Origin of the sequence: Nostoc sp. (genome assembly GCF_036917435.1) — a bacterium.
GTDB lineage: Bacteria > Cyanobacteriota > Cyanobacteriia > Cyanobacteriales > Nostocaceae > Nostoc.
On the sequence record NZ_JBALDM010000042.1, the window covers coordinates 195,542 to 208,100 of the forward strand.

Consider the following 12,559-nt stretch of genomic DNA (forward strand, 5'->3'; position numbering starts at 1 on the left):
CCAAGAGCGCCAAGAAAAGAAATAGACAGAGAATTTCACAAATCTTTTAGGGCTGCTATTAGTATTTTATTTCTCTTCCTTTGCGTCCTTGGCGCTCTTGGCGGTTCGTATATCAAAAAATATGCAGGTATTCACGAGAATTTATGATACAAACAGCCCCATCATCAGTTTTTGTCGTAAGCGGCGGTGCAAAAGGAATTACGGCTGAGTGTACTATCAGATTAGCCCAGCAGCAACCCTGTAAATTCATCCTCCTCGGCCGCTCCGAACTATTAGAAACCGAGCCAGCTTTTGCTCAAAATGCCGATGACTCCGCATTGAAAAAATCCATCATGGAAAATCTTCTTTCGCAAGGAGAGAAGCCCACACCCATGAATGTGCAAAAAATATATAACAAAATTACCTCTAGCCGTGAAATTAAAAAGACTCTAACAGCAATTGAAAAAACGGGAGCTAAAGCAGAATATATCAGCGTCGATGTTACAGATACGCCAGCTTTACAAGAAAAACTTGCCACTGCTGTGCAACACCTTGGCCCAATTACGGGAATCATCCACGGTGCGGGAAACTTAGCTGATAAGTTAATTGAGAAGAAAACAGAAGAGGATTTTGAAAAAGTTTACACCGCTAAAGTTCAAGGCTTAGAAAACCTGCTAGCTTGTGTCAACCCAACTCAACTTCAGCATCTAGTTTTGTTTTCTTCCGTAACAGGCTTTTACGGAAATCCTGGACAATCTGATTATGCGATCGCAAATGAAATTCTCAACAAATCAGCCCATATTTTCAAGCAAAGTTATCCTTCATGTCATGTAGTCGCTATAAACTGGGGCGCTTGGGATAGTGGGATGGTGACAGCAGAATTAAAGAAGATTTTTCAAGAGCGAAAAATTGATATAATTCCCATTGCAGTTGGGGCGCAAATGCTTGTGAAAGAAATGGATAATACCAATCATGCAACCGCACAAGTTGTTATTGGTAGCCCACTCGTTCCAATGGCGGTGGAATTAGATTCAGAACTACGAAGCTATCGTATCCGTCGCCAAATGACATTGGAGGCTAATCCATTTTTGCACGATCATACTATTGCTGGTTCTCCAGTTTTACCAGCAACTTGTGCGATGACCTGGATTATCAATGCTTCTGAACAATTATATCCTGGTTATCGATTGTTTTATTACCAAGATTTCAAAGTTTTGAAGGGGATTACTTTTAATGAAACATTAGCGAAGGAACATATTTTAGAGATAGAAGAAATTTCTAAAGTAAACCTTGAAAGCATCGACCTTAAAGCCAAAATTTCGAGTAGAAACCCCGAAGGAAAAATCCATTTTCATTTTAGCGCTCAACTCCATCTTCAGCGTGAAATCCCAGATGCACCCATCTATGAATCTCTCAATCTCGAACCAGATAACATCATCACTGCTACCGGAAAAGCTTTTTACCAAAATGGTGGGGCTACATTATTTCACGGCCCCGGTTTTCAAGAAGTTAAGAGAGTTTTAAACATCAGTCCCGAAAAAATCACTACAGAATGTTTGTGGCCAGAACTCAGCGTACAGCAACAAGGACAATTCCCTGTGCAATGGGTAAATCCTTACACAACTGACTTGAGTATGCACGCCTTATGGATTTGGACACAACACTTTCATGAAGAAGGTTGTTTACCTGGAAAAGTAGAAAAATTTGAACAATTTGGAATGGTACCACATAACGAAACATTTTACGTTTCTTGTGAAGTACTAGCTAAGACACCAAGTAGTGCGATCGCTAACTTCATCATACACGACCGTCAAGGAAAAATATACTCAAGAATGCTCGGCGCTCATGCCATTATTTGGTCAATGAAAATACTCAGAAGCTAGTAATATGTGAAATTAAAAGTTTGTAGTAAGGACTTTAGTCCGTGAAATCGTGGCGAATTGAGGGTTTAAATTTAAACGCAAAGGTTCGCAAAGGGAAACGCAAAGGTTCGCAGAGAATTTGCTAAGAATTCAACTCTAATGTTTTTACTGCAAACTATCAAAGCTAGCTTAATCTTAGGATTGCTATAACTTGCCTCGTTTAAAGTTTGGGGAACAGCGTAAATCCTGCCTGTTAATTATCTCTTGCTAAATACCCAAACTCGGAGCATATAAATCGTGGAAAAAATAGCCATCATCGCATTATCATGCCTATTCCCCGATGCTAAAAATCCTGATGAATTCTGGCAAAACATCCTTAATCAAAAAGATTCGACATCCTCTGCAACCGTCGAAGAAATCGGAGTAGATCCGACAATATTTCATAATCCAGTTAAAGGTACACCAGACAAAACCTATTCTCTCAAAGGCGGATACATCCGCAACTTCGAGTTTAATCCATCTGAATACAATCTACCATTAGAATTTGTTGCTGGTTTAGATAACACCTTCAAATGGTCATTGTATGCCGCTAAACAAGCAATTGAACAAAGTGGTTATTGGGGTAATCAAAATGTCCTGGCAAAATGCGGCGTAATTCTAGGTAATTTGTCATTTCCGACAAAATTATCTAATCAATTATTCTCTCCAATTTACCAGAAAGCTATTACCCCTGCTGTCAGAGAACTTTTGCAGTATGAAGATTTTGATTTAGCTGCTTTAGCAAGTGCAACTAAAGCGTCTTTATACAATGCGATGATATCTGGTTTACCAGCATCTATAGTTGCTCAAGCCTTCTCTTTATCCCAGATTAATTTATGTCTGGATGCTGCTTGTTCGTCATCATTTTATGCCATTAAACTAGCATCTCATTACTTATGGTCACACAAAGCTGATGTCATGTTAGCTGGAGCCATCAGTTGTGCAGATTCTCTATTTGTTCGGATGTTATTTTCTGGTGTTCAAGGGTATGCAGAAAACGGCATCAGCCGACCCTTAGATAAGAATTCTAGAGGGCTAATTCCTGCCGATGGTGTTGGGATGGTGATGCTGAAGAGATATTCTGATGCCGTTAGAGATGGTGATAATATTCTCGCCACTATCTGCGGTAATGGACTCTCGAATGATGGCAAAGGTAAGCACTTACTGAGTCCGAATCCTAAAGGACAAGTCTTAGCTTTTGAACGAGCATATAATGAGGCGAATTTTAGTCCCAAAAGCATCGATTATCTAGAGTGTCACGCTACCGGCACATTACTAGGAGATACAACCGAATTCAACTCCATTGAAACATTCTTTGGTCAAAATCAAGCTGCGCCTCTGGTGGGTTCTGCTAAGGCAAATACTGGTCACTTGTTAACTGCTGCTGGCATGGTTGGCTTGACTAAAGTGATTTTGAGTATGTCTCATGGTGTAATTCCAGCAACCATGAATGTTTCGGAACCTTTAACATCAGAAAAAGGTACAATTTCCGCCGATAAAATTGTTAGAACAGCTACAGCATGGCCTAATAATAATACACCAATTAAACGGGCAGCTATTAGCGCTTTTGGATTTGGCGGTACTAATTCTCATCTGATTTTAGAACAAGGAACTACAACAGAATCAGTTGAATCAACTCCGCCTGTTCCACCTACCAAAGTTGCTATTGTCGGTATGGATGCCTTTTTTGGTAACTGCAATGGCTTAGATGCTTTTGAACGCAGTATTTATGATGGAACACAGCATTTTACTTCTCTACCGCCTCAAAGATGGCACGGGATAGAAAATCAAGAAAGTGTCCTGAAAGAGTACGGTTTAACAGAGGGGAAAGCACCAGTAGGGGCATATATCAAGGATTTTGAAATCGATACTTTATCGTGCAAAATCCCACCGAATGAAATAGAGAAGTTAAACCCACAACAATTGTTGCTTCTGAAGGTTAGCGATCGCGCCGTAAAAGATGCGAAACTACAGGAAGGCGGCAATGTAGCGGTTATAGTCGCCGCCGAGACAGAATTTTCCGTACATCAGCTACAGCAAAGATGGAATCTATCTTGGCAAGTTAAAGACGGCTTACTCAACCAAGGAATTTCTCTACCTGCTGAACACCTTTCCCAACTGGAAACCATTGTTAAAGATAGCATTCACCAACCAGTAGAAATCGGTGAATATGTAAGTCACATCGCCAACATCATGGCGAGTCGGATTTCAGCTTTGTGGAACTTCACTGGCCCCGCATTCACCATCAGCGCCGGCGAAAATTCTGCCCTCAAAGCCTTGGAAGTTGCCCAAATGCTACTCGCTACGGGAGAAGTTGATGCAGTTGTTGTGGGTGCAGTAGATTTAGCCGGCGGTGTGGAAAATGTCTTATTCCGCAGCCAATTTGCACCAATTAATACGGGTGTAAATACGTTGGGTTACGACCAACAAGCAAATGGCTGGACGGTTGGCGAAGGTGCTGGTGCTGTCGTCCTCAAGCGCTACGAAGCAGCTAAGGAAGATAATGAACGCATCTATGCAGTAATTGATGCGATGAGTTTCGCACAAGGTAATTCTACTTTGAGTGAGGCTCCGGTAAAACCTGATGCTACAGCTATCAGTGATGTCTGCAAACAAGCTTTCCAGATGGCGGAGATTCAACCCACAGAAGTTAACTATGTGGAAGTCTTTGGTAGTGGCGTTCCCCAAGAGGATGAAGCCGAAATCACAGGTTTACTGCAAGCTTATCCGAAAGTGGGCAATGGTTTGCACTGTGCATTGGGCAGCGTTAAATCCAATATCGGCCACACCTATACAGCATCGGGAATTGCTAGCTTAATCAAAACCGCTCTCTGTCTTTATTACAGGTATATTCCTGCCACATCAAAATGGTCTGGTGTCAAAACACCGCAAGTATGGGAAGGTAGCCCTTTCTATGTGGCAATGGAATCAAGACCTTGGTTTGTCGATAAAGGCGGCACACGCAGAATAGCGGCAATTAATAGCATGGGTATAGATGGCAGTTACGCCCATTTAATCTTATCGGAGGAACCCAGCCAAGAGGAACGGGACAACAGATATTTGCAGCAAATGCCTTTTCATCTGTTTCCGATAGCAGTTAGCGATCGCACCACCATCTCCGATCTTCTCAACAATCTCCAACATACCATAGAAGCGAGTTCTTCTTTATCAGCTACCGCCAGCGAAACATTTGCTACTTTTCAACAGCATTCTAATCCAAAATACGTCTTATCAATTACAGGACGTAACACAAAAGATTTACTCAAAGAAATTGAATCTGCCCGTAAAGGTGTAAATAATGCCTTTGAAAACGGCACAGATTGGCAAACACCACTAGGTAGTTATTTCACAGCGAAACCATTGGGTAAAACGGGAGCAGTTGCTTATGTTTACCCCGCAGCAGTCAATTCTTATATTGGCATTGGTCGCAGTGTCTTCCGGTTATTTCCGAAAGTCTTCGAGGATTTAAAAAGTAACAATCTCTACAATCGGGCTGCCGATGTTGAAAAACTAGTTTATCCCAGAAGCTTACCTAAATTGACAACTAGGCAACTAGAAACTCTCGAAAAGCAGTTGTTAGATGATTCCCTAGCAATGTTTGAAAGTGAAATCGCCTTTGCTAGATACATGACAGCAATTTTCCGAGATGATTTTAAAGTCAAGCCGCAATCTGTATTTGGGTATAGCTTGGGTGAAACTAGCATGATGGTTGCCCAAGGAGTTTGGAGTGATTTTGAGGGCGGAAGTAACACCTTAAACTCATCCCCTTTATTTGGCGATAAGCTATCTGGCCCGAAAAATGCTGTGCGTGAATATTGGGGATTAACAGATTCACCAAACAACAATTTTTGGAATACTTATGTTCTCATGGCGACTCCATCGCAAGTTAGAGAATGCCTCAAACAAGAGAATCACGTCTACTTAACTCAAATCAACACACCAGAAGAAGTATTAATTGCTGGTGATGATGCAGCCTGTAAGCGAGTGATTGCAACTTTAGGTTGTAATGCCTTCCCCGCACCCTTCGATCATGTGATACATTGTGAAGCGATGCGATCGCAGTACGAGGAAATCAAGAAGGTAAACACCTTACCATCACAAAATCTTCCCGGTATCGTTTTTTACTCAGCCGCCGACTATCAACCGATTGTACTTGATAGTGATGCGATCGCCCACAACATCGCCAAAGGATTGTGCCAAGAACTTGATTTTCCGCAATTAGTTAATCGTGTCTACGGCGATGGAGTCAAAATATTTCTAGAAGCAGGTGCAGGTAATGTCTGTTCGCGATGGATTGACAAAATTCTCGGCAACCAAGAACATATCACAGTCTCTCTAAATCGTAGAGGGATGGATGACCATGCTGCAATGGTCAAAGCATTAGCAAAATTACTCAGTCATCAAGTGAACGTGGATTTATCACCACTGTACAACAAAGCTCAAGGAACCGCTAATTCAAATAAAGCAACATTGAGAACAGTTACCTTGGGTGGAAAAGCGATTGCTGCTACAATTTTGAGCGACGAAAATCGTAAACTTGTTGAAGATTTCGCTGGGGAGCTTAGGAGCGAACGCTTCAAAATACAGCATCCAGATATACCTAATATCCAACAATTTGAAATCACAGATTTTCTTAACACTTCCAACCACATAACCCAACAAGAAAGTCATTCCCCTAACATCTTGCCTCAGCCAGAAAAAGTAAAACCGAAAAATATCATTGATAACGTTTTTGAACCCAGAGAACAATTACAATCTTCTGAGTCAATCGCAATTAAACAGCCAAATCCTGTTTCATCCCCACCCGTCAGAACTAAAAAAATTACTAGCATCATCAGCATGTTCGATTTAAATAAGACCCAGTATCAAAAGCTCAATGCTAATAATTCAAAGATAACTAAAGCACACACAGCCTTCTTACAAGCTAGACAAGATTACAGTCAGCAAATGAGCGAAATAATTCAATTGCAACTAGCTTGCGCCCAAAACTTGCTTAACGAAGAATCCTAATAAATCATACCAATTCTCTTTGCTTGCACCAACTAACTCTTAACTCACCTCTTCCTTGGCGTCCTTGGCGTCTTGGCGGTTCGTTAAAAAATTATTACGTGCATCTTCGCAGAGAATTGATATGAAAATCTAGACTTTTATAGCAATCCTATCTAAATTTTGAAAATTGACGAACCGCCAAGAGCGCCAAGAAAATAGGATTGCTATATAAAAAGTCTACACCCTTCACTTTTATCATCCATTGTTTGTAATCCGAGGGATAACTACCGTGACAACCGTAGATACGGTACTAAGTAAACACGATAATGGTCTTAACTTCTCCGCTTGGTCATATAACAAAAACCAAGTTTGGAAAGGTTCTTTAGAAACTGTATCTTTTGAGAAACAAACCATCAAAGATAAATTGATGGTGTTAAACAAACCCTGCTACATCGTGAAAGTTGCCGGAAAAATCGGTGTCACGAATGAGGGGTATTTATCCCCAGGTGATAATGGCACAACAGCACAAGTAGAACTGCTAACATTTGCAGCCCCAATCCGCATTCAACAGTTTGGAGACCCCAATTTTCTCTCCTCTCATGGAGTAAAATATGCTTACGTTACCGGCGCAATGGCTGGCGGAATTGCTTCCGAAGAAATGGTCATTGCACTAGGAAAAGAGCAAATTTTGAGTTCATTTGGTGCAGGTGGTTTAACTCCAGAACGTTTGGAAGCAGCCATAAATCGTATTCAACAAGCTTTGCCTCAAGGGCCTTATGCATTTAATTTAATCCACAGCCCTAATGAACCAGCGATTGAACGCCGGGCTGTGGATTTATACCTCAAATATCAAGTGAGAACAGTAGAAGCATCTGCATTTCTCGACTTGACTCCCAACATTGTTTATTACCGTGTTGCTGGATTGAGCTTAAATAGCAGCAATCAAATCGAAATCAAAAATAAAGTCATTGCTAAAATTTCTCGCCGAGAAGTTGCGACTAAATTTTTGCAACCAGCACCAGCCAGAATCATCAAAGAACTTCTTCAACAAGGGTTAATTACCGAGTTACAAGCAACCCTTGCAGCGAAAGTTCCAATGGCTGATGATATTACCGTCGAAGCTGATTCTGGAGGTCATACAGATAACCGTCCCTTGGTTTGTGTGTTACCTTCTATTATTGCCTTGCGGGATGAAATTCAAGCACAATATCATTATCAAATACCCATTAGAATTGGAGTAGCAGGAGGAATTGGTACTCCACAATCAGCATTAGCAGCCTTTATGATGGGCGCTGCTTATGTAATGACTGGTTCCATTAATCAGTCATGCATTGAATCTGGGGCTTGTGAACATACCAAAAAGTTATTAGCCCAAGCAGAAATGGCTGATATGATAATGGCTCCAGCAGCAGATATGTTTGAAATGGGAGTCAAATTACAAGTTCTCAAACGGGGTACAATGTTCCCCATGCGAGCGCAGAAATTATTTGAACTCTATCGCGCTTATGATTCCATTGAAAGCATCCCTATTGCAGAAAGAGAGAAATTAGAAAAACAAGTTTTTCGCAAAACTATTGCTGAAGTATGGGAAGGAACTGCGGCTTATTTGTCCCAAAAGAATCCTGAGAAACTTGGGAAAGCAGTCAATAATCCTAAACTAAAAATGGCGTTGATTTTCCGTTGGTATCTAGGATTATCTTCCCGTTGGTCGAGTTCTGGTGAGAAAGGTAGAGAAGTAGATTATCAAATTTGGTGTGGCCCGGCAATGGGCGGTTTCAATGACTGGGTACGCGGTTCTTACCTCTCTGAACCAAATAATCGTGGTGTAGTTGATGTTGCTAATCAAATTATGACTGGTGCAGCCTTTTTGTATCGTGTCCAAAATTTGAAAATTCAAGGGCTACAAACTTCCGATTATTACAGTCAATATCACCCTGTTCGTTCTACATCATTGTTGGAGATTTAAAAATGACTATAAAACAGTCTTTCACAGCAGACGATATTCAAATATTTTTGATATCTAACTTAGCTAAGTTGCTAGGAGTTGCAACTGATGAAATCGATGTCAAAGAACATTTAGAAAACTATGGTTTGGATTCAGCCCAAGCAATGATTCTAGTCAGTAACTTAGAAAAGTTGCTCGGATTTCAACCATCTCCGTTGCTATTGTGGCATTACCCAAATATTGAAGCTCTTTCACAGCGTTTAGCTGAAGAAGTGCAAGATGGTTCACAGATTCAAGATACAAAGGTAGTAGCCTCTAATGCCAACGCTGCACCCTCTGTTCTAAATTTAGGTGCTGAGGCTGTTCTTGACCCCACCATCCATCCCGGTGCTGCATCTAATGTACTTGTGGGTGAACCCAAGAACATCTTTTTAACTGGAGGAACTGGCTTTTTAGGAGCTTTTATCATCCGGGAATTACTACAAGAAACTAATGCCGATATCTATTGCTTAGTGCGTGCTGCTAATGCCGAAGAAGGCAAAAGTAAACTTCAAAAAAATCTGGAACAGTATGCAATTTGGCAAGAAGAATTTAAGTCTAGAATTATTCCAGTTGTCGGCGATTTATCTCAGCCTTTGTTAGGTATTGGTTCAGAACAATTTCAAGTTTTAGCTGCCGATATTGATACTATTTATCATAGTGCTGCTTTGTTGAATTATGTTTTCCCATACTCAGCACTGAAAGCAGCCAATGTTTTAGGAACGCAGGAAGTTTTGAGATTGGCTTGTCAAATTAAAGTCAAGCCTGTACATTACGTTTCTAGCGTTGCTGTTTTTGAATCAACTGCTTATGCTGGTAAGGTTGTCAAAGAACAGGATGAATTCAATCATTGGGAAGGTATTTATCTTGGTTACTCACAAACTAAATGGGTAGCTGAAAAGTTAGTAAAAATTGCTCGTGACCGAGGGCTTCCTGTAACTATCCACAGACCACCACTGATTTCTGGTGATAGCAAAACAGGCATTTGTAACACACATGACTTTATCAATTTGATGACTAAGGGCTGTCTACAAATGGGATATTTCCCTGATGTAGATTATATGTTGGATATGTCACCTGTAGACTATGTAAGTAAAGCGATCGTTTACTTATCAAGACAGAAAGAATCTATAGGTAAAGCTTTCAATTTACAACATCCCCAACCCGCCGCTTTGAAAATGCTCGTTGAGTGGATACGCTCTTTTGGTTATTCAGTTGAGATGATTCCTTACGAAAAATGGCAATCTGAGTTAATCAATAATGTCACTTCTGCTGATAATCCTTTATACACTCTGCGACCATTTTTACTGGAACGTTGGTCTGATGAACAACTGACTATTCCTGATTTGTATTTACAAGCTAGAAGACCACATATTAGCTGCCAAGATACTCTTCATGCATTGGCTGGTAGTTCCATTGCTTGTCCGCCAATTGATTCTCAATTGTTTATGACTTATACCGCCTACTTGATTCAAAGTGGTTTCTTGAATCTCGCTTAGGAATTTCAACTTCCGTAGGATGTGTTAGGAATGTAACGTATTATCCCTGATACTTCGGTGTGTTACGGAAGCCGTAACGCACCCTACAAAAATTTTGTTTAGTCCATGTTTTTTAAAACTCAGTACTGCTAAATAGCTAATATTTCAGATGCCAGCAACAACTAATACTCCAACAGTGGCAATATAATTGCCCTGTTTTTTTATGCCCAATAATGTAAATTTTTAGTATTCACCTCTTGACATCAGCAATTAAGGATAGAATGGTTAGTGTCGGGCATGAAAGTTTGATTTTAGCTGCTGGCTTTGGTGAGTAATCAAAAGCCAGTAGTAATAGTTTGAAATAACCAAACTTCTTTAATGCCTTACTTATTCGATGCATAAGTCCTAAATTTGCGTTTGGACAGCTACATCTATCCAAGACATCATACAAGCGTTTCAAAGGGTAATAACTCAAGACATTTATTGTCGGTTCAGATATTACGCGTACTTAATTGTAGAACGAGAACCACTGTAAATGCAACGCAGCTTCATCAAGTTGAATTCACCAATATTCTTACATGAACAAAACACATCAATACCGGAGTAAAAAAACTGCTCTTATTACTGGGGCAGCCGGTGGAATTGGCTACGAATTAGCCTATCTTTTTGCTGCTCATGATTACAATCTGGTATTAGTAGACAGAAACGGATTAAAGCTTGTAGAAATTGCAGCTAAATTCCAAGAAAAATTTGGAAATCTTGTCAAAATTATTGTTAAGGATTTATCTATATCAACCGCTCCTGAAGAAATTTTCACGGAGTTGCAACTCGCCGATATTAATGTTGATGTGCTAGTAAATAATGCTGGATTTGGTATCTATGGATTATTTCACGAAACAGACCTAGCTACTGAACTGGAAATGCTACAGGTAAATTTGGTGTGTCTCACCCATTTAACCAAGCTATTCGTGAAGCACATGGTAAACCAAGGTGATGGCAAAATATTAAATGTCGCCTCGGCTGCTGCTTTTCAACCAGGGCCTTTGATGGCGGTTTATTTTGCTACTAAGGCTTACATCTTATCTTTTTCTGAAGCGATCGCTAATGAATTAGAAGGTACAGGTGTCACTGTGACAGTTCTTTGCCCAGGTTCAACCGCATCTGGCTTTCATGAACGTACTGGCATGGCTGACTCTAAGTTGCTCAAGGGTAAGAGGATGATGGATGCACGAACAGTAGCTGAAGTTGGTTTTCGTGCCTTAATGAAGGGTCAAACCATTGTCATTCCTGGTTTACTCAATGCAATACTTGCAAAAAGCGTCAGATTTGTACCTAGAAACTTAGTGACAAAAATTGTGAGAAATATGCAGGAAGATAAGTAGGGGCATTGGGAATTGGGCATGGGGCATGGGGCATTAGGGAAGAATAACTAATGACTAGTATTAATATTGCCAACATTTTAAATTCCAGCCGCAATTTGGTACGGCAACAGCAGCAAGATAATTTTTAGCAGGTACTAATTCAAAAAGACTCCAGTCTTCAGTTATCTGTAACTTGGCTGGTTCTGTGGGAGTGAGCGACACTTCAATTTGCTCTAACTGGGATAGTCCGTCTCCAGTTGCTTTTAAATAAGCTTCCTTACAAGTCCAGTAACGGAAAAATACCTCTTGCTGTTGGTTGGGAGATAGCGATCGCAACATATCATATTCTCTCGGCAAAAAGAAGCGTTTGGCAAGAGCTTCAATATCAGACATCGGGCGAATATATTCTAAATCTACACCTATTGGGCGGGTGCAATTCACCGCACACAAACCCAAGTCTTGAGAATGAGACAAGTTAAACTCTAGTCCCCTATCGGCAAATGTATCTGCTAATACCGGTTTGCCACGCTGTTGATAATTAAACTGCACTTGTGACGGCTGGATACCCAAATAGCGACCTAATATAGTTCGGAGAATACCACGACCAGCGATGAAACGCTGCCGATGTTCCTGAAAATAGAACCGTTCAGCACGAGCCGTTTCGTCACTGGAAAGAGTTGCGGCTAAATTTTGCAACTGTGTTTCTGGTTGGTCAAGTTCTATGCGCCAGACATGAATCTCATCTGTTGATAAAGTTAAATCTGTCGGTGCAGGTAGCCAGAGATTCATGATAATTCGTAATTCGTAATATTTCGACTTCGCTTAGTACAAGTTAGTTAAAATCTTAATTATTACCTTTGCTATCAA

The 12,559-nt window shown here is 40.6% G+C and carries 6 protein-coding genes; 5 read left to right on the forward strand and 1 reads right to left on the reverse strand.

Features of this window, described 5'->3' with window-relative positions; translation table 11 throughout:
* Positions 1–143 precede the first annotated feature (143 nt).
* From V7K98_RS20960 to V7K98_RS20980, 5 genes are all read left to right on the forward strand, one after another.
* Entirely contained in the window at positions 144–1,862 is a 1,719-nt protein-coding gene (locus V7K98_RS20960) for an SDR family NAD(P)-dependent oxidoreductase (protein ID WP_335025263.1), read from the forward strand.
* Positions 1,863–2,138: 276 nt separating this feature from the next.
* Positions 2,139–6,890: a PfaB family protein gene (locus tag V7K98_RS20965; protein WP_335025265.1), complete on the forward strand. Its 4,752-nt coding sequence runs from the start codon at positions 2,139–2,141 to the stop codon at positions 6,888–6,890.
* A 268-nt stretch (positions 6,891–7,158) separates the two neighbouring features.
* The gene (locus tag V7K98_RS20970; protein WP_335025267.1) at positions 7,159–8,835 is read left to right on the forward strand and encodes a PfaD family polyunsaturated fatty acid/polyketide biosynthesis protein; all 1,677 of its coding nucleotides are present in this window, start codon (positions 7,159–7,161) and stop codon (positions 8,833–8,835) included.
* A 2-nt stretch (positions 8,836–8,837) separates the two neighbouring features.
* Entirely contained in the window at positions 8,838–10,352 is a 1,515-nt protein-coding gene (locus tag V7K98_RS20975; RefSeq protein ID WP_335025269.1) for a thioester reductase domain-containing protein, read from the forward strand.
* 557 nt (positions 10,353–10,909) lie between these two features.
* Positions 10,910–11,713, forward strand: a complete 804-nt coding sequence (locus V7K98_RS20980; RefSeq protein ID WP_335025271.1) for an SDR family NAD(P)-dependent oxidoreductase — start codon at positions 10,910–10,912, stop codon at positions 11,711–11,713.
* Between the two features lie 60 nt (positions 11,714–11,773).
* Here V7K98_RS20980 and hetI read toward each other — a convergent pair whose 3' ends face one another.
* Entirely contained in the window at positions 11,774–12,481 is a 708-nt protein-coding gene (gene hetI / locus V7K98_RS20985) for a 4'-phosphopantetheinyl transferase HetI (RefSeq protein WP_335025273.1), read from the reverse strand.
* Between the last annotated feature and the right edge of the window lie 78 nt (positions 12,482–12,559).